The organism is Kribbella italica (assembly GCF_014205135.1).
GTDB classification, from domain to species: Bacteria; Actinomycetota; Actinomycetes; order Propionibacteriales; family Kribbellaceae; genus Kribbella; species Kribbella italica.
On record NZ_JACHMY010000001.1, the window covers coordinates 3,213,899 to 3,231,485 of the forward strand.

The following is a 17,587-nucleotide window of genomic DNA, read 5'->3' on the forward strand; positions in this document are numbered from 1 at the left end:
CCGGGTGAGTCTGCCGACTGTCACCGCCACCCGCTACGTGCTGCCGTTGCGCGAGGGCGGGTCGCTGCCGGGAGTTGTCGAAGGCAACGATCTCGGGACCTACGTGCTGAAGTTCCACGGCGCGGGCCAGGGGCCGAAGGCGCTGGTCGCCGAGATCATCGCGGGCGAGCTGTTCCGCCGGCTCGGGCTGCGGATCCCGGAGCTGAAGCTCTGCCGGCTCGACCCGGCGATCGGCAGGTCCGAGCCCGACGAGGAGATCCAGGACCTGCTGGTCCGCAGCGCCGGCCTCAACCTCGCGGTCGACTTCCTGCCCGGCTCGTTCGGCTACGACGGTTCCAGCGGTACGCCGGACGCCGCGACCCGCGCGCGGATCCTCTGGCTGGACGCGTTCATCGCCAACGTGGACCGCTCCTGGCGCAACCCCAACCTGCTCGTCTGGCACAAGGAACTCTGGTTGATCGACCACGGCGCGGCCCTGTACTTCCACCACTCCTGGATGTCGGCCGAGCGCTTCGCCGCCCTGCCGTACGACGCGACCGACCACGTCTTCCGCGACGACGCTCCCGCCGTACCGGCGATCGACGCGGCCCTGGCGGCCGAGCTCACGCCGGAGCTGCTGACCGAGGTGATCGCGCTGGTCCCGGACGCGTGGATCGCCGACGGCGACCGGGATCGCTACCTCGGGCACCTGACCGCCCGGCTGGCCGACCGGTCCGCGTGGCTGCCGGGTGGTGCGCGATGAACGACCTCGAGACCGGCGACCTGGTCCCCTTCGACTACGTCATCCTGCGCGCCGCGCCACGCATCCACCGCGGCGAGTTCGTCAACGTCGGCGCGGTGATCTACTGCCGCGGGATGGACTTCCTCGGCGCTGCCTGGGACGTCGACCCGGCCCGGCTGCGCTCGCTGGACCCGGCCGTGGACGTCGACGTGGTGTGCGCGTCGCTGGAGCACATCCGCGCGATCTGCGCGGGCGACCCGGCGGGCGGACCGGCGGCGGCGACGCGAATCGGTGAACGCTTCCGGTGGCTCGCGGCGCCACGCAGTACCGTCGTCCACCCCGGTCCGATCCACAGCGGGCTGACCACGAGCCCCGCCACGGACCTGGACCGGTTGGTGGACGCCTTCGTGCGTTAGCTGTCGAGCGCGTTCGAGACGACCTCGCGGGCCTGGACGAACACCTCGTCCAGGTGCTCGGCGCCCTTGAACGACTCGCCGTAGATCTTGTACAGGTCCTCGGTCCCCGAGGGCCGGGCCGCGAACCACGCGGACTCGGTCGTAACCTTCAGCCCACCGACCGCCGCGCCGTTGCCCGGCGCACTGGTCAGCCGATCGAGAATCGGCTCGCCGGCCAGCTCGGTCGCGGTGACAGCATCGGCCGACAGCGCCGAGAGCTTCGCCTTCTGCTCGCGGGTCGCCGGTGCGTCCACCCGCGAGTACGCCGAAGCGCCGAACCGCTCGACCAGCTTCGCGTGCGCCTGCGACGGCGTCTCCCCGGTCACCGCGGTGATCTCGCTGGCCAGCAGCGCGAGCAGGATCCCGTCCTTGTCCGTCGTCCAGACACTGCCGTCGAACCGCAGGAAGCTCGCGCCCGCCGACTCCTCGCCGCCGAACCCGACCGACCCGTCGATCAGCCCCGGCACGAACCACTTGAACCCGACCGGCACCTCCCACAGCCGCCGGCCGAGATCCGCGACCACCCGATCGATCAGCGACGACGAGACCAGCGTCTTGCCGACCGCGACGTCCGGACCCCACTGACGGTTCGCGAACAGGTACGAGATCGCCGCGGCGAGGTAGTGGTTCGGGTTCATCAGCCCGGCGTCCGGTGTGACGATGCCGTGCCGGTCGGCGTCCGCGTCGTTGCCGGTCGCGAGGTCGTACCGGTCCTTCTGCGCGACCAGCGAGGCCATCGCGTACGGCGAGGAGCAGTCCATCCGGATCTTGCCGTCGTGGTCGAGCGTCATGAACGACCAGGCCGGGTCGACCCGCGGGTTCACCACGGTCAGGTCGAGGCCGTGCCGCTCACCGATCGCGGCCCAGTAGTCGACGCTCGCGCCGCCGAGCGGGTCGGCGCCGATCCGCAGCCCGGAGGAACGGATCGCGTCCAGGTTGATCACCGACGGCAGGTCGTCGACGTAGTGGCCGAGGAAGTCGTAGTCGCCGGCCTGGCTCCGGGCCTGCTCGAACGGCGTACGGCGTACCTCACGGTTGCCGCCGGCGATCAGCTCGTTGGCGCGGGCGGCGATCCAGCCGGTCGCGTCGGAGTCGGCCGGGCCGCCGTGCGGCGGGTTGTACTTGATGCCGCCGTCCCGCGGCGGGTTGTGCGACGGGGTGATGACGATGCCGTCGGCACCTGCTCCCGCGCCGCGGTTGAGCCGCAGGATCGCGTGCGACACCGCGGGCGTCGGGGTCAGCCGGTCGGCGCTGTCGACCAGGGTCTGCACGCCGTTGCCCGCGAGGACCTCGAGCACGGTCCGCCAGGCCGGCTCGGACAGGCCGTGGCTGTCCCGGCCGACCAGGAGCGGACCGCTGGTGCCCTCACCGGCGCGGTACTCGCAGACGGCCTGCGTGATCGCCAGGATGTGGGCCTCGTTGAAGGCGCCGTCCAGGCTCGAGCCGCGGTGGCCCGACGTCCCGAAGACGACCTTCTGGGCGGGGTTGTCGACGTCCGGGGTGATCCCGTCGTACGCCGCGAGCAACGCGTCGACGTCGACGAGATCCTCGGGCCGGGCGGGCTGACCTGCGCGTGGGTGCATGTGCACATGCAACAAGCCCGGGGCGCCGAGCACAACTCCGGCCGCCGGTTGCCCAGCTTCCGGTCAGCTGGGGAACGGGGTCAGCAGCTGGTCGACCGGCGCGAAGTCGTCGGTCAGGACAGGTGCGTCGCCGACGAACCGGCGGACGTCGTCCGCTCCGGCCAGGACCTCGGCGCGAGCGCCCAGCCGGGTCCGCAGCGCGGCGACCGGCAGCTCCTCGTCGGAGGCGACCAGGACGAAGTTGCCGCCCTGCTCCCCCGCGAGCGCCGCGCGGGTCGAGACGATCGCGACGTTCTCGAACTCCTCGGCGACGGTCCGGACCTCGGCCTTGAGGAAGTTCTGCGGGCCGAAGTCGATGATGTTGGCGGTGTAGAGCCCGCCCGGCCGCAGGACCCGGTGGACGTCGGCGACGATCTCGCGCGTGGTCAGGTGCCACGGCACGGCGACGCCGCCGAACGCGTCCATGATCACCAGGTCGCGGCTGTCGGTCGGCTCGGACCGGACGCCGAGCCGCCCGTCGCGGATCTGCAGGTCCAGCTCCGGTCCCGACTCGGCGCCGAGCTCGGCCTTGTCCAGCGCGATCACGCCGGGGTCGATCTCGTACACCTTGTTGTGCGTGCCCGGCCGGGTCGCGGTCAGCCAGCGCGGCATGGTCAGCCCGCCGCCGCCCACGTGCAGCGCGTCGATCCGCTGACCGGCCGGGAACTCGGTGTCGATCAGGTCCGCGAAGTTCTTGATGTACTCGAACTGGAGGTAGGTCGGGTCCTCGAGATCGACGTACGAGTGCCGCAGCTGGTCGAGGTACAGGATCCGGCCGCTGGCTCTGTTCGGGTCGGACTCGATCCGGGCGCAGTGGTAGGCGGTCTCGACCTCGCACGGCCGCGGCGCGACCAGCGTCAGTCCACCGCCGATCAGCGCGAGGACCAGCGGCCGGGCGGCCGCCTGGACACCGCGCAGGAAGATCGTCAGCACCGCGCCGACGACCACCAGCAGCCCACCGAGGCAGAGCACGATCACACTCGTCGGCACCTTCGCGACGAACACGAACCCGGTCAGCACCGTCCCGAAGATCCCGCCGACCGTCGCGTACGCCGACAGCCGGCCGACCACCGTGCCGGTCTGGGTCAGCGTCGACAGCCGGAGCTTGGTCACCATCGGCGTCACCGCCGCGAGCAACGCCGCCGGCACGAACATCGCGACCGCGACCGCGAGGAACACCGTGTTCTCGCCACCGCCGCGCACGGCTTCCCCGGTCCACCGCACGACGGGAAGCACCAGCAGCACCAGCGCCCCGCCGAACATCACCAACGGCCCCAGCGTCTTCGTCGGCGGCACCGTGTCGGCGAACCGCCCACCCAGCGCCGCACCCGTCGCGATCGCCGCCAGCGCGACGCCGATGATCGCGGTGTTCGTCTCCAGGGTCAGCCCGAGATAGGGCGCGACCAGCCGCAGCGAAACCAGCTCCAGCACCATCACCGCCGCCGAGCTCCCGAACGACAGCCCGATCGCCAGCTTGTCCCCGATCCCACGGACCCGGACCTCAGTGTCACTCACCGCGCCACCCTATCGGTGGAACCCAACCCTGCTTTACGTTGTCGATTCCGGCGCCTTTCATCCGTCAAGCTCAGAGTGAGCTCTCCGACGGACCCGACCACCAGCGCCACCTAGTCGACCAACGCCGCCAGGGACTTGGGCGCGACCTGCCGGTAGGCGTCGCGGACGAGCTCGGCGAGCTGGTCCCAGTCGACGTCGTCGACATCGAGGTAGACGCCGAGCCAGCCGCGGTGCCCGACGTACGGCGGACGGAAGAAGTGGTCCGGGTCGGTCGTGAGCAGTTCCTGCTGCGCGCCTTCGGGGGCCGCGCACCAGAAGCCGATCCGGTCGTCGTGGTGCTGGTTCGCGAACATGACGAACGTCTTCTTGTCCCGGATGAACCACGTCGGCTCACCGTGACTCAGCCGCTCGGTCACCTCCGGCAACGCCAGGCACAGGGCCCGCAGTCGTTCCAACCCGTCCATACTCTCCGCCCTTCAGCGTTTCGGTCCGGGCGCGACGACGCCGGCCTCGTACGCGTAGACAACAGCTTGCGCCCGGTCTCGCAGGTCCAGCTTGGTCAGGATGCGGCTCACGTGCGACTTCACGGTCTGCTCGGCGAGGACGAGGTCGGCCGCGATCTCGCGGTTCGACCGGCCCTTGGCAAGCAGTCGCAGTACGTCGGTCTCGCGCGGGGTGAGGGTCGCGTCGACCGGTGGGAGGACGGGACGGGCCTTCGCGAAGTCCTCGACCAGGCGCCGGGTGATCGACGGCGCGAGCAACGCGTCGCCCGCGGCGACGACGCGGACCGCTGCCGCCAGCTCGCCGGGCGAGGCGTGCTTGAGGAGGAAACCGCTGGCACCCGCGCGGAGTGCGTCGTACACGTACTCGTCGAGATCGAAGGTCGTCAGCACGATCACCTTCGGCTCGCTGCTCTCGGCGAGGATCTGCCGGGTCGCCGCGATCCCGTCCAGGACCGGCATCCGCACGTCCATCAGGATCACGTCCGGCCTGACGTCTCGCGCGACCTCGATCGCCTCGGCGCCGTCCCCGGCCTGGCCGACGATCTCGAGATCGTCGTGCGATCCCAGCAGCGCGCTGAACCCGGCGCGGACGATCTCCTGGTCGTCCACCACCATCACCCTGATCATCGGGCCTGCGCCGGCATGACCGCCTCCACCACGAACCCGCCGTCCGGCGTGCTCTCGGCTCTCACGGTCCCATCCACCAGGCTCACCCGCTCCCGCATGCCCAACAGCCCATGCCCTGTTGTGTTCTTGGTGCCGCTACCGCCCGTGCTGTTGGCCACCGTGACCCTGAGCTCGTTCTGAACCTGTCGCACCACCACTGTGATCGCGGCACCCGGTGCATGCCGTACTGCGTTGCTGATGCTCTCCTGCACCACTCTGTACGCCGTGTGGGCCACAGCAGGGTCCACCTCCTCTGTCGTCGCGTCCAGCTCAATCGACGCCCCCGCCTGCCGAGCCCGCTCGACCAGCCCCGCCAGATCCTCCAGCCCCGGCTGCGGCTCCAGTTCCCCCGGCTCGGACCGCAGCAGCCGCAGTACGCGCCGCATCTCGGTCAGCGACGACCGCGCCTCCTCAGCGATCCCTGCGAACTCGGTCCGGACCTCCTCTGGCAGCGTCTGCAGTCGGTGCGGCGCACTGTCCGCCCGTACGACGACCACTGACAGGTGATGCGCCACCACGTCGTGCAGCTCCCGAGCGATCCGCGCCCGCTCCTGCCACAGGGCCCGCTCGGCCCGCTCCGCCTCCGTCAACTCCTCCTGCTCCACCAGCTGCTGCCGCGCCTCGGCACGCGATCTCTGGAGGTCGCCGATGACCACAGCAACCAGGGAGAACACCGCCATGGTGAGCAGCCCGACCCACGACCCGCGCTCGGGCGCCAGCAGCATCGCTCCGACACCTGTCAGCTGGGTGGCCACCCACCAGCCGGCCAGAGGGCCGCGTTGGACGTGATCACCGGCAGGTCCGCCCGGTGCGCGTCGTCGCGATGCACGCGCGGCGATGACGGCCAGCACGATCGAGTGCCCGAACACACTCGTCACCGGCCACGGCCAGGGCTCGTCCGCACTCACCGGCACGCACACTGCGGCAGTCAGGACGGCTGTGGCGAGCGACCCGGGCAGGCTGAGCTTCGGCCGGACCCACGCCAGTCCGAGCGTCAGAGCCCGGGCCGCGCCCAGTGCCAGCGCGGCACCCAGTGGGAGCTGGTAGTGCTGGCCGAGGTCCATCGCCGTGAGCACCAACAGCGCCGCCGTACCGGCGCCCGCGACCCACGCCCATCTACCCTGCGGCCATCCCGTCATCTGGCGACCCTAGAGCTGCTGGAGCCAGGCGACGAAGAGCACCACACCGGCCACAGCGATCAGTACCGCGACTGGCCAGGTCCACCAGCGGAGAGGCTCGCGGGTCATCGTGGTGTGCAGTCTGCGGATTCCCAACAGGGCAAGGGGGATCAGCACGATCACCGGCACCGCCACCGCGGCATGGACGGCCCAGGCTCCCGCCAACGTCGGTCCACCCCACGTTTCCGGCCCGAACGGGCCGTGCTCGACCAGGCCGAAGAACGGTCCCCGGACCACCGCGATCCCCCACAGGCCGATCAGGAACAGCGCCAGCAGTCCGTGGGCGACCGTGATCACCCGATGGGCGACCCGCAACGCCGTGGACGGCCGGCGCGGCTCAGCCGGCGGCGGTTCGGTCCGCGGGGGTTCAGTCCGCGGCGGTTCGGTCCGCGGCGCAGGCCGGCCTGCGGGTGTGCCGTGCGTGCCGGCTGTGCTCGTCCTGGTGTCCGTCATCGCGCTCTCCTCGGTCTCAGTGGTCGAGATCGAGGCTAGAAATTCGCGGGCCCCGGCACATCCGGCCAGGGAGCGAAACCGCTCCCAGTACCCCGGTACAGGGTCGAATGTGACCCAGGTCACAGTGACCACGGTCCGTGTCGCCGCGTTACACGAACAGTGCCGGTGGTAGCGGCAGTCCGCTCCCGGCGGCACCCGACAGGAGGTTCGTTCCATGCGCATTCGAGACCTGGCGGTGACCGCCACGCTGATCCCGGTCCTGATGCTCGCCGGTTGCGCCGGCGGCGAATCGGCCGACGTGGCCGCCTCGTCCCCCGGCGCCCAGAAGGCGTCCAAGCACAACGACGTCCCGGTCGGCGCGGCCCAGCCCGAGGCGCCACCGGCGTCCGACGACCCGGTCGTCAACGCGTACTACGACTACCGCGCCGCCCTCGACACGATGATGAAGAGCGGCGGCAAGGCGACCAAGCAGCTGGCCCCGGTGATGACACCGCGGCTCTACAAGGCGTACAGCCAGCAGGCCAAGTACTACCGCGCCCGCAAGCTGCGCAACACCGGCGCCACCAAGGTGATCTGGGCCAAGCGCACGATCGCCGCGTCGGGCGTGATCATCCGCGCCTGCTACGACACGAAGGCGGCCCGGACGGTCGACGCCAAGGGCCGCGGCGTGATCCCGGCCAAGTCCCCGACCCGCTGGATCGACGAGATGCGCGTCGAGCAGCGCGACGGCCGCTGGGTCGTCGACGGCGGGAGCACCACCGCAAAGAAGTGCTGACCCCCTGAAGCAACCTCCGGGCCTTGCCGGAGGAGAACACGACTCCTGATCGCCGCCCTCGGGCACACCTCGCGATCCGGAGTCAGCCGACAGCGCGGAGAGTCCATCTCTCCGCGCTGTCGGCTTTCCCAACCTCACTGTGGCCTGATCCGCACTCTCACAGCGGGTGGCGCGACTCCTGCGCGATCAACTCCTCGACCGCCGCCCGCAGCTCGCAGTCCTGATCCGGCCCGGACCACACCACGATCCGCGCCTTGTCACCCAGCTTCTCGGCCACCAGTTCCCGCGCCGGCGTCGGATCGCCTTGGTTCAGCAGGACCACCAGGCGCCTGCCGTCCCGCTGCAACCGGTCGAGCAACGGCGGCAAGGTCGACCCGCGGAACAACCCCGGATCGCTCTTCACCTTCGTCTCGACCATCACCCCACGCCCGCGCACCACCAGCAGGAAGTCGGCGCGGTCCCGCGCGAACTCGCGATCGTGGTAGACCCGCGCCTTCGGCCAGAGCCGCTGCAGCGCCTCGTCCACGTCGGCGTCGTACCGCGCCGCGAGCCGGCTCACCCGCGAACTCGTCCCGCGCGGGCGGAACGACTCCGGCGTACTCCGTACCGGCCGGCGCCGCCCGATCAGCGGCAGGAACCATCGGTAGAGCCTGGTGTCGATCATCGGCGGACCCCCTGGCCCTAGGTCGTCACTCAGCCAAGAGTTTTCCAGCGCACGGGGGCAGCAAAACCTCCCCGCCCGCACCGAAGGCCGATCGTGACCCCACCGCGACGAACCCGACACCCCCGCGGGCCGCCGCCTATCAGAAACCGGCACCGAGAAAGACACGGGTGCTGGTGATGTGGACGGCCGGCGGCCTGCGGGCAGGACCGCGGCATCGACCTGTCGCCGCCGACGACACCGGCACCACCATCCCACCAGCGCCTCCTGTCCCTGGAACGAAACCGGGGCCACCGATCATCGGTGACCCCGGTTGCTCGCCGGCCGCCCGAGCGGCCGGTGTCGTTCTTGGGCGAGCGGGTGCGCACGTGTTCCCGCCTGCGACGCCGCCTGATGTGGCTGCGGCCGATTCGGTGCGCAGCTTCCCGCCGGGCGCGACGCGTCGTACGGGAGAGCTCAGGCGTTCTTGATCGCCGAGACCTCGATCTCGAGCGTGACCTTCTCGCTGACCAGGACGCCGCCGCCCTCGAGGGCCGCGTTCCAGGTGACGTTCCAGTCCTTGCGGTTGATCGTGACCGCGCCGTCGAAGCCGACCCGGGTGTTGCCGAACGGGTCGGTCGCCGTACCGGTGTACTCGAAGTCGATCGTGACCGGCTTGGTGATGGACTTGATGGTCAGGTCACCGGTGACGGCGAAGACGTCGTCGCCCTTGGCCGCGACCGAGGTCGAGACGAAGGTGATCTCCGGGTGCTCGTCCATCTCGAAGAAGTCGTTGCTGCGCAGGTGGTCGTCGCGCTGGCTGTTGCGGGTGTCGATGCTCTTGGCCTGGATCGTCACCTTGACCGAGGAGTTCGCCGGGTTCTCGCCGTCGAGGTGGGCCGAGCCCTCCCACTCGTTGAACGACCCGCGGACCTTGGTCACCATCGCGTGCCGGGCGACGAAGCCGGTCCGGCTGTGCGCGGTGTCGATCGTGTAGTCGCCGGTGAGCGTGGCGTAGTCGGTCGTGCTCATAGCTGGTGTCCTCCGGGGGCGCTTAGTTGAAGTTTGTACATCTCATGCTGCCAGCCTCAGGTTGATAAGTCCACTCCCCCGCCACGCATGTTGCCGGATCGCCATCTGACTGTCACGATCCGGCGCCGGCGACCTGCACGAAGGCGTCCTTCCAGCCACCCATATTCGGTTGCCGCGACCGCGCGTCGCGGGTTGAGTGGGGCGGCAGACCGTCGAGGTGAGGAGTACGTGGTGCAGGCGCTGAACGCGGACGAGATCCGGCGATCGTTCGTCAACTCGTCCAAGAGCCAGGTGAAGGCGGTCACGATGCCGGCCGGGCTGACCGAGCTGCCCTGGGAATCGCTGGACTTCCTCGGCTGGCGGGACGCCAAGGCTCCGGCCCGCGCCTACCTCGTCGTACCGCGCGAGGACGGTGTGCTCGGCATCGCGCTCAACACCTCCGCCACCGGCAAGCCCCGCCGCGGCACCGGGCTGTGCGATCTCTGCCACACCGCGCACAAGGTCATCGACGTCGCGCTCTTCGCCGCCCGCCGCGCCGGCTCGGCCGGTCGCGCCGGCAACACGGTCGGCACCTACATCTGCGCCGACCTGGCCTGCTCGCTCTACCTGCGCGGCCTGCGCGAGCCCGAGGTCCCCCAGGGCGAGACCGTCGGTTCCGAGGTCCGGATCGAGCGCCTGGGCCACCGGCTTGAGAGTTTCGTGTCGCGGGTACTCGCCTAGCGCGGTCCGGAGCGACAGAATGCTTCGGCAGGCTGGTCCGGGAATCGGGAGACGTGCCCTAGCCTGGGATCACATCACGGGCTGGACGGGAGAACGAGGTCGCGATGTCGGAGTTCAGAATCACCCACGAGATCCACGAGGTCCACCCGGACATCCGCGAGAAGCTGACCACCGCGACGATCGACGCGATCAACGAGTCGAGCGCCCGGTCGGCCGAGGACGCCGCGCTGGTCCTGCGCAACCGCCTCGGCGAGATCGGCGTCCACATGAGCCCCGAAGCCTGTCTCGCCGCGGTTGAACGCATCCGCTCCGGCAAGAGCCTCCGCTTCGAGATCGAACGCGAGGACGCGGAGGACTGAGATCCGGTACGTCGGCGTCGACCTCGCCTGGGGGCAGCGTGGCGTCACCGGCCTCGCCGTACTGGACGCGTCCGGTGAGCTGCTGGACGTCACCGTCCAGCAGACCGACGACGACCTCCTCACCTGGCTACGCCGCTGGACCGCCGGTCCGTCCTTCGTCGCGTTCGACGCGCCGATCATCGTCCGCAACGCCACCGGCCACCGCCCCTGCGAACGCCTGATCTCCCAGTACTACGGCCGCTTCGGCGCGTCCTGCCACGCCGCCAACACCAAGAACCCCAGCTTCGCCAACGGCTCCCGAGCCCTCCGCCTGATCGAGGCCCTCGACCTCGACCTGGCCCCCACCGCCGAACGCCGCGCCGCCGAGGTCTACCCCCACCCCGCGATCGTCACCCTCTTCGACCTCCCCCGCATCCTCCAGTACAAGTCGAAACCCGGCCGCGACTTCACCCACCTGCACACCGAGATGCTCCGCCTGGCCGAGTACGTCGAGTCCCTCGCCGACGCCTCCCCACCCCTGCAGGTCAAGGCCAACCCCGCCTGGCAGCAACTCCGCCAAGCCCTCACCCAAGCAACCCGCAAGGCCGACCTCAAACGCGTCGAGGACGCCCTGGACGGCGTGGTCTGCGCCTACATCGCCGCCTACGCAGCAACCCACCCAGCTCGAGTCCGCTCCTTCGGCACCCCCGAGTCAGGCCAAATCCTCGCCCCCGTCACCCCAGCCCAAGCAGCCCGCTACGACCAAGCACTCCACACCGAACGTCTCTGACCACCCAGGGCCAGCAGCTACACGATCCGCCCGAGCGTCCCGTCGCTCGACCGGATCACCGTCGCCACGCCTCACCCCAGCAGCCATCAGCGACCCAACGGTCAGCGTCCTCCAGCGCCCCGACGTCAGCGGCCTCCAGCAACAACTCGAGGCCGGCCACCTCCAACCCGACGCCACCAGCCTTCGGCAACCCGGCGCCAGCCACCTCGAGCAACCCGAGCTCACCAACCTTCGGCAACCCGACGCCAGCCACCTCCTCCAACCCGACGTCACCAACCTTCGGCAACCCGAGGCAGCAGTACGAGAGCGCCGACAGCCGGCCGATGACGCTGGCCCGCCGCCTCCAGCAACCCGAGACCCGCCGCCTCCAGCAAACCGCGTCCAGCATTCCGCGGCCAGCCACCTTCAGCGAGCTGACCTCAGCGGCCTTCAGCGCCCCGACGTCAGCGGCGTCCAGCGCCCCGACGTCAGCCACCCCCAGCACCCAAGCTCAGCCCTCAACTACCCAAGGTCAGCCGCCTTCAGCAACGAGAGCAGCCCGAGGTCGATCTCCTTCAGCGCCGCGGCCCCGCCCTGTTCGCGGTCGATCACGCACAACGCCTCGCGCACGTCCGCACCCAGCGCCCGGAGTTCGCGCGTCGACAGCACGATCTGCCCGCCGCTGGTCACCACGTCCTCAACCACCAGCACCCGGCGCCCCGCGATCTCGGCGCCCTCGGCCAACCGGCACGTCCCGTACGCCTTCGCCTCTTTCCGCACGAACGCACACGGCAACCCCGTCTGCCGCCCCAACGCGGTCACCACCGGAATCCCGCCCATCTCCAGCCCGGCCAGCACCTCGGTCCCCGCCGGCACCAACGGAACCATCGCCTCGGCGACAGCCTCCAGCAGCACCGGATCCGCCTCGAACCGGTACTTGTCGAAGTAGTGATCGGTCGTCACCCCCGACCGCAGTGTGAACTCCCCGGTCAGATGCGCCACCTCGTAGATCCGCCGCCCCAACTCTGCTCTCTCCACGCCAACGACCCTAGATCACCCCGCCTTCCGCTCGTCATCAACAGGCAGCACCTCAGCCGGCAGCAACCGCCGAAACGCCTCCACCGCGATGATCGGCACCCCGAACTCCCGCGCCGCCCGAGCCTTCAACGACAAACTGTCCACATCGGCCGCCACCACGAACGTGGTCTCCGCCCGCACCGACTCCTGCGGACTGAACCCGGCCGCCACCGCCCGGTCCCACCACACCTCCCGCGCCTCCACCATGTCGCCCGTGAACACCACCGTGCTCCCCCGCGGAAACCCACCGGCCCCAGGCCGCGCCGGTACGACGTACTGCCCGTTGCTAGCGGCAACCAACGCGTCGTCCACATCCCCGGCCTGCCGGCCGAGCATCGTCGCCACCCGATCCAGATCCGCCCGCTGCTCGTCGCTGATCTCCCGGTCCAGCCAAACCGCCGCAGCCAGCTCGTCCAGATAAACCCCGTGCAGCTGATCGACCTGCGACCGCGTCAGCCCCAGATCCGTTGCCACATGCACCAACAGATCGGCCCCCGCCGCGTCGATCTCCCGATCCGCCAGCAACGTGTCCAGCACCGCAAGATACGAGTCAGCCTGCGGCGGCTCCGGAACCCGTGGCAACTGATCGACGAGTCGACTCATCCACCCGTGCCGACCACCCGCGTGCACCGGCCGAACCGTCGGCCCCCGATGCGTCCCCGGCAACTCCGGCCACGGCAGTTCGCGAATCTCGTCGTACGCCCACTGCCACGGCGGCGGCGACGGGAACGACCGCAGATACGCACTGAACAACTCAGCCGTCGCCCGCGTGTCCGCGAGCGCCGAATGCCAACCCTCCAAGGTGATCCCGGCCGCCGCACAGCACGCCCCGAGCGTCCGCCGCGACCCAGGAAACAGATACCCGGCTAACGCCATCGTGCACATCGACCGCTCGGTGACCAGCGGTACGACGTGCCCGAGCCGCGCGAACTCAGCCCGCAGGAACCCGAGATCGAACTCGACGTTGTGCCCCACCACCATCCGCCCCGCGAGCAGCTCGCCGAGCCGCCGCGCGACGTCGACGAACTCCGGCGCGGCCAGCACGTCGGCGGTCAGGATCCCGTGGATGTGTTGCGGGCCGAGGTCGCGCTGCGGATTCAGCAGCGTCACCCACTCGTCCTCGAACCGCCCCTGGGCGTCCAGCAGCACGACGGCGACCTCGATCACCCGGTGCCGGTGCCCGGGCAGCAGGCCGGTCGTCTCGGTGTCGATGACGGCATACATCGGCGACGCCTCCTCGGAATCGGTCCGTGGTTTCCTACTGCGACCAGCCAATCACAGCCCACCGACAATTCCGGTCCACCCGACCTCAGGCCGGTACGTCGACCGCGATCTCCTCGCCGAGCGTCGCCCCGAGCCCGAGGTCCAGGTCGTCGCCGCTCCAGAACCGGCCTGGGTCGTACCAGTTCGGCCGCCGCCCGCCCGGCAGCAGCCCCATCTCCTCGTACGTCAGCGCGACCACCTCGGCGCAGTACGCCGTCTCGAGCACCAGGTCGCGGTCCCCGCGCCGGAACGCCGGCACCCGCCCACGGATCCACCGCGACGCCAGCCGGGCGGTCGACGGGAACGGCGTACCGTCCAGGCGCGCCACAACCCGCAGTACGGCGTCCTCCATCTCCTGGCCGACCTCCGGGTCCAGCTGCCGCAGCCAGGCACGCTGGCCGTACCTGCGCGCCCAGGTGGTCACCGCGTCGCGCAGGTCGTGCAGCTGTACGCCGCGCTGGTGGTTCCCGGTCCAGACGTCGGGCAGCGAGCGACCGAGCTCGGCGTGCCACATCAGCGGCGGCAGGTCCTCGATCACGATCGCCATCCCGACGTGGTTGACCGGGCTGTTGGTCGTCAACTGGATCGCCCGATCGGCCGCGGACTCCCCGCGAAACAGCCAAATGTCACCTGTTCGTGTCAGTTCCGTAGCGTCGTCCAGCGTTATCCGCGTCTCCACGTCGCTAGATTAGTGCTCATGAAGGTATGGAAGGTGCTCGGAGTCGCCGGCCTGGTGGGTGTCGCCGCGACCGGTGTGGTGGTCGCGCGGGGCGAACGGAAGCGGCGTGCGTACACGCCCGAAGAGGTTCGTGACCGTCTGAAGGCCCGGGTCAAGGAAGCAGCCAACGCCTAAAGGTTGTGCAGGGCAACATCTTTCAGCCGGCCCGAGGTGATCGTGGCCGTCTGGTAGGTGCAGTACGGCTGGCTACGGCGATCCGTCGGTGATCCCGGGTTGAGCAGCCGCAGGCCCCGCGGCGACATCGTGTCCCACGGGATGTGACTGTGCCCGAAGACGAGCAGATCCACGTCCGGGTACGCCTTCTCGGCGCGGAGTTCACGTCCCTGCTTGCCGCCGGTCTCGTGGACGACGGCCACCCGCAGTCCGTCGAGCGTCTCCCGGGCCACCTCCGGCAGCCGCTTCCGCAGCTCCGGGCCGTCGTTGTTGCCCCAGCAGCCGATCAGCCGCCGCGCTCGCTCGGTCAGCTCGTCCAGCAGTTCGACGTTCACCCAGTCACCGGCGTGGATCACCACGTCGGCGTCGTCGACGGCGTCCCAGACCGGCTCCGGCAGCTTCTTCGCCCTGACGGGCAGGTGGGTGTCCGAGATCAGCAGCAGCTTCATGCCCTCAGTCTGTGCCGAGCTGCGCGATCAGGTCCTGCTCCCGCGCCGGGCTGAGCCCTGCCTTGCGCTCCCGGTCGAGCCCCAGCTCACGCTCCCACTCCAGCGTGTCCCGGACGACCTCCTCCCGCGACCGGTGCCGCAGGCCGGCCTGGACCGCCGCCTGGCCACTGCGGTTCGACCAGCCCTCGTAGCCCGGCTCGGTGAGCCACATGGCCAGCGAGTCCGGTCCCATGTACTGCTCGACCTTCTGCTCCTCCAGCCAGCTCCTCGGCGCGAGTACGACCGGACCGGTGTGGCCACCGACCTGGCGCGACAGCTCGATCCACTCACCGAACGGCAGCACCGGCCCAACGGTGTCGTACGTCCCGGTCACGCCCTGCTCAGCGCAGTCCAGCAACCAGGAGGCAAGATCCCGTACGTCGATGACAGAGGAGGGCAGCTCTGGCGTGTCCGGCACCAGCAACGGCTCCTCAGGCGCCCTGGCCGCACGGGCGACCCAGGCCCCGGCCCGGTCGCTCCGGTCACCTGGTCCGCCGATCAGACCGGCCCGCGCTATCACCAGGCGATCCCCTACCGCCGCTGACGACAGCTGCTCGCAAGCGACCTTCGCCTCGCCGTACTGGTCCCGGTCAGCCGAGTCCGACTCGCTCGGCTCACGCAACGGCGCTGACTCGTCGGCACCCGGCGTACTGAAGTCCGCGTACACGTTGCCGGTCGACACGTAGGTCCAGTGCTTCGCCTGCTCGCCCAGTGCGCTCAGCGCCTCCCTGACGAAGCCCGGCTGCCAGGACACCTCGAACACCGCGTCCCACTCCCGCACCGGTACGCCGTCGTACGCGCCCGGCTTGCTCCGGTCGGCCGTGACGAGCGTGGCGCCGTCCACGACCCCACCACTCTCGCCCCGAGCCACACAGGTCACCGCGTGTCCCCGCGCGAGTGCCTGTGCCGAGATCTCGCGCCCCAGGAAGGCCGTGCCGCCCAGTACCAGAATCTGCATGGCACCAAGCCAAGCAGCCCGCCGGGCCGATTCCCAGTACCTCTGCTGACAGCAGATGGTTGCCTGCCGCCAGCAGCGAGTCATCAGGGCGCCCAGAGCCTTGCGGACCGCCAGGGCGCGGCGCACTGTCAGCAGAAGAGGCCTAATCCAAGGGGGATGACATGACTGGCTTCGTGCAGTTCATCGAGTACCGCACGTCCCGGCAGGACGAGATCGCCACGCTGATGAGCGACTTCCGCCAGAAGCGGCAGGAGGCCGGCGACGGCCCCAGCCCGGTCCGGGCGATGTCGTGCGCCGACCGCGACGAAGAGGGCCGGTACTGCGCGGTGATCGAGTTCGCGTCGTACGAGGAGGCGATGGAGAACTCCGGCCGCGAGGACACCGGCGCGTTCGCCGCCACGCTGGCAGGCCTGTGCGACGGGCCGCCGACCTTCCGCAACTTCGACCAGCTGGAAACGGAGGAGTACAAGCCCTGAGACTACGAGCGGGCCGGCACCGGAGGGAGTTCGGTGCGCGGCCCGCTCGGGGGGGAGGACCAGGTCCGCGGCGCCGGACCCGGTCGTTGGTCAGAGGAGGTCGGTGAACCCGGTACGACGTCGCGCCGAACCGGCCGAGTCGTCCATGAACTCCGAGAACGGCTCCTTGGCGCGCCCACCCGGGAACACCGGCCCCCAGGACCCGTGCTCCGCGGGAAAGATCGGCCTGGTCGCCCGGGGCTTGTCAGCATCCGGCCCGGCCGCGCTGTCCGCAGCGCCCGTCGTACCGGCTGAACCGTGCGCATCGCCAGACCTGGTCAAACTAGGACCCGGCCCTTCGTCCTCGGACTCCGGTGCCTGATGCAACTCGGGCCACGGCTGCGGCGGCAGGTCCTCCCGCCGCGCGACCGCCGGGTCCGGCCCTGGATCCGGGTCGAGCCATTCGACCTCGGTAGCACCGCCGTGCCCATGGATCGCGACCACCGAGTCGATCCCGTCCCACACGGTGGTCGTCGGGTAGTCCCCGTACCACCGCAGCGCGACCGCCCCGTCGGTGAACTGGACCCCCTCCGCGACAGGCCCGGTCCCACTCACCCCGGACACGTCCTCGTGCCGCATCAACCGAAACCGGCGAGATCTCATTTCGGCGCGACCTCCCACAACCGCTCCCCCGGCAACGGCCGCCCCGACCCCGGATCAGCCGCCGACACCGGCTCGCTGGTCACCCGAAGCCCCGCGAACCGCCGCGACATCGCCGCCGCGTACCGATCCGCCAGCTCCGCCTCGGCGCAGTAGTCCGCGACCACATGGTCCCCGAACCAGACCCGCACCCGCCGCCGTTGCGGCCCCGCATGGTCCCCGCCCATCAGTGCACCCGACGCAAAACCAGGAGGCGAGAACCGCCCCATGACCTACCCACCAGCGACATCGACAACTCGCACATCACGTCATCACTTCCACTTCCCTGTGGGGATGGGTTCACAGATAGTGACGGCCCCCACGAAGCTTCATGACGCGACTTCCAGAAATCTTTTCCTACCCAGCCT

24 protein-coding genes are annotated in these 17,587 nt (G+C 70.1%); 8 read left to right on the forward strand and 16 right to left on the reverse strand.

The features are described 5' to 3' along the window. Positions 1-4 precede the first annotated feature (4 nt). Complete coding sequence (locus HDA39_RS14820; protein WP_184795798.1) at positions 5-742, forward strand: HipA family kinase; 738 nt, start codon at positions 5-7, stop codon at positions 740-742. Continuing rightward, positions 739-1,137: a DUF3037 domain-containing protein gene (locus tag HDA39_RS14825; RefSeq protein WP_184795799.1), complete on the forward strand. Its 399-nt coding sequence runs from the start codon at positions 739-741 to the stop codon at positions 1,135-1,137. Before HDA39_RS14820 ends, HDA39_RS14825 begins: the two co-directional genes overlap by 4 nt. Here HDA39_RS14825 and pgm read toward each other — a convergent pair. From pgm to HDA39_RS14855, 6 genes are all read right to left on the reverse strand, one after another. After that, positions 1,134-2,759, reverse strand: a complete 1,626-nt coding sequence (gene pgm, locus HDA39_RS14830; protein ID WP_184795800.1) for a phosphoglucomutase (alpha-D-glucose-1,6-bisphosphate-dependent) — start codon at positions 2,757-2,759, stop codon at positions 1,134-1,136. The two genes, HDA39_RS14825 and pgm, sit on opposite strands and share 4 nt — an antisense overlap. A 63-nt stretch (positions 2,760-2,822) precedes the next feature. Further along, positions 2,823-4,313, reverse strand: coding sequence for a fused MFS/spermidine synthase (locus HDA39_RS14835; RefSeq protein ID WP_184795801.1), 1,491 nt, complete (start codon positions 4,311-4,313; stop codon positions 2,823-2,825). A gap of 110 nt (positions 4,314-4,423) precedes the next feature. Further along, positions 4,424-4,777, reverse strand: coding sequence for an MmcQ/YjbR family DNA-binding protein (locus HDA39_RS14840; RefSeq protein ID WP_184795802.1), 354 nt, complete (start codon positions 4,775-4,777; stop codon positions 4,424-4,426). 12 nt (positions 4,778-4,789) lie between these two features. After that, the gene (locus HDA39_RS14845) at positions 4,790-5,431 is read right to left on the reverse strand and encodes a response regulator (protein WP_238356058.1); all 642 of its coding nucleotides are present in this window, start codon (positions 5,429-5,431) and stop codon (positions 4,790-4,792) included. 8 nt (positions 5,432-5,439) lie between these two features. Further along, positions 5,440-6,621: a sensor histidine kinase gene (locus HDA39_RS14850; protein WP_184795804.1), complete on the reverse strand. Its 1,182-nt coding sequence runs from the start codon at positions 6,619-6,621 to the stop codon at positions 5,440-5,442. 9 nt (positions 6,622-6,630) lie between these two features. Further along, positions 6,631-7,113, reverse strand: a complete 483-nt coding sequence (locus HDA39_RS14855; protein ID WP_184795805.1) for a hypothetical protein — start codon at positions 7,111-7,113, stop codon at positions 6,631-6,633. A gap of 214 nt (positions 7,114-7,327) precedes the next feature. Between HDA39_RS14855 and HDA39_RS14860 the strand changes: the two genes are divergently transcribed. Continuing rightward, on the forward strand, positions 7,328-7,888 hold the full coding sequence (locus tag HDA39_RS14860; protein ID WP_184795806.1) for a hypothetical protein: 561 nt from the start codon (positions 7,328-7,330) through the stop codon (positions 7,886-7,888). A 157-nt stretch (positions 7,889-8,045) separates the two neighbouring features. On the opposite strand, the gene HDA39_RS14865 is transcribed toward HDA39_RS14860, so the two are convergent. Continuing rightward, positions 8,046-8,552 (reverse strand): hypothetical protein, encoded by a 507-nt coding sequence (locus HDA39_RS14865; protein WP_184795807.1) that lies wholly within the window; start codon positions 8,550-8,552, stop codon positions 8,046-8,048. A gap of 453 nt (positions 8,553-9,005) precedes the next feature. After that, positions 9,006-9,560: a YceI family protein gene (locus HDA39_RS14870; protein WP_184795808.1), complete on the reverse strand. Its 555-nt coding sequence runs from the start codon at positions 9,558-9,560 to the stop codon at positions 9,006-9,008. Between the two features lie 231 nt (positions 9,561-9,791). Between HDA39_RS14870 and HDA39_RS14875 the strand changes: the two genes are divergently transcribed. The 3 genes from HDA39_RS14875 (at position 9,792) to HDA39_RS14885 (ending at position 11,408) form a co-directional block, all read left to right on the forward strand. After that, entirely contained in the window at positions 9,792-10,280 is a 489-nt protein-coding gene (locus HDA39_RS14875) for an FBP domain-containing protein (RefSeq protein ID WP_184795809.1), read from the forward strand. A gap of 104 nt (positions 10,281-10,384) precedes the next feature. After that, entirely contained in the window at positions 10,385-10,639 is a 255-nt protein-coding gene (locus HDA39_RS14880) for a hypothetical protein (RefSeq protein WP_184795810.1), read from the forward strand. Next, entirely contained in the window at positions 10,575-11,408 is an 834-nt protein-coding gene (locus HDA39_RS14885) for a DUF429 domain-containing protein (protein ID WP_184795811.1), read from the forward strand. Before HDA39_RS14880 ends, HDA39_RS14885 begins: the two co-directional genes overlap by 65 nt. Before the next feature lie 55 nt (positions 11,409-11,463). On the opposite strand, the gene HDA39_RS14890 is transcribed toward HDA39_RS14885, so the two are convergent. From HDA39_RS14890 to HDA39_RS14905, 4 genes are all read right to left on the reverse strand, one after another. Next, positions 11,464-11,883 carry a hypothetical protein gene (locus HDA39_RS14890; RefSeq protein ID WP_184795812.1) on the reverse strand — a complete coding sequence of 140 codons (420 nt, stop codon included), beginning with the start codon at positions 11,881-11,883 and terminating at the stop codon, positions 11,464-11,466. Between the two features lie 26 nt (positions 11,884-11,909). Further along, on the reverse strand, positions 11,910-12,425 hold the full coding sequence (gene pyrE / locus HDA39_RS14895) for an orotate phosphoribosyltransferase (RefSeq protein ID WP_184795813.1): 516 nt from the start codon (positions 12,423-12,425) through the stop codon (positions 11,910-11,912). A 15-nt stretch (positions 12,426-12,440) separates the two neighbouring features. After that, positions 12,441-13,688 carry an exonuclease domain-containing protein gene (locus HDA39_RS14900; protein ID WP_184795814.1) on the reverse strand — a complete coding sequence of 416 codons (1,248 nt, stop codon included), beginning with the start codon at positions 13,686-13,688 and terminating at the stop codon, positions 12,441-12,443. Between the two features lie 85 nt (positions 13,689-13,773). Then, complete coding sequence (locus tag HDA39_RS14905) at positions 13,774-14,307, reverse strand: hypothetical protein (RefSeq protein ID WP_238356059.1); 534 nt, start codon at positions 14,305-14,307, stop codon at positions 13,774-13,776. Between the two features lie 117 nt (positions 14,308-14,424). Here HDA39_RS14905 and HDA39_RS14910 point away from each other — a divergent pair, with 117 nt between their 5' ends. Beyond that, positions 14,425-14,580, forward strand: coding sequence for a hypothetical protein (locus tag HDA39_RS14910; RefSeq protein ID WP_184795816.1), 156 nt, complete (start codon positions 14,425-14,427; stop codon positions 14,578-14,580). Here the strand turns inward: HDA39_RS14910 and HDA39_RS14915 are convergent. Together HDA39_RS14915 and HDA39_RS14920 are read right to left on the reverse strand one after the other, a co-directional pair. Beyond that, the gene (locus HDA39_RS14915) at positions 14,577-15,068 is read right to left on the reverse strand and encodes a metallophosphoesterase family protein (RefSeq protein WP_184795817.1); all 492 of its coding nucleotides are present in this window, start codon (positions 15,066-15,068) and stop codon (positions 14,577-14,579) included. The genes HDA39_RS14910 and HDA39_RS14915 overlap by 4 nt on opposite strands. Positions 15,069-15,072: 4 nt before the next feature. Continuing rightward, entirely contained in the window at positions 15,073-16,065 is a 993-nt protein-coding gene (locus tag HDA39_RS14920) for an NAD-dependent epimerase/dehydratase family protein (protein ID WP_184795818.1), read from the reverse strand. A 161-nt stretch (positions 16,066-16,226) separates the two neighbouring features. Between HDA39_RS14920 and HDA39_RS14925 the strand changes: the two genes are divergently transcribed. Next, on the forward strand, positions 16,227-16,541 hold the full coding sequence (locus HDA39_RS14925; RefSeq protein WP_184795819.1) for a hypothetical protein: 315 nt from the start codon (positions 16,227-16,229) through the stop codon (positions 16,539-16,541). A gap of 90 nt (positions 16,542-16,631) precedes the next feature. Here HDA39_RS14925 and HDA39_RS42350 read toward each other — a convergent pair whose 3' ends face one another. Together HDA39_RS42350 and HDA39_RS14935 are read right to left on the reverse strand one after the other, a co-directional pair. Then, the gene (locus HDA39_RS42350) at positions 16,632-17,183 is read right to left on the reverse strand and encodes a hypothetical protein (RefSeq protein WP_238356060.1); all 552 of its coding nucleotides are present in this window, start codon (positions 17,181-17,183) and stop codon (positions 16,632-16,634) included. Next, positions 17,180-17,407, reverse strand: a complete 228-nt coding sequence (locus HDA39_RS14935; RefSeq protein ID WP_184795820.1) for a hypothetical protein — start codon at positions 17,405-17,407, stop codon at positions 17,180-17,182. Before HDA39_RS14935 ends, HDA39_RS42350 begins: the two co-directional genes overlap by 4 nt. Positions 17,408-17,587: the final 180 nt, after the last annotated feature.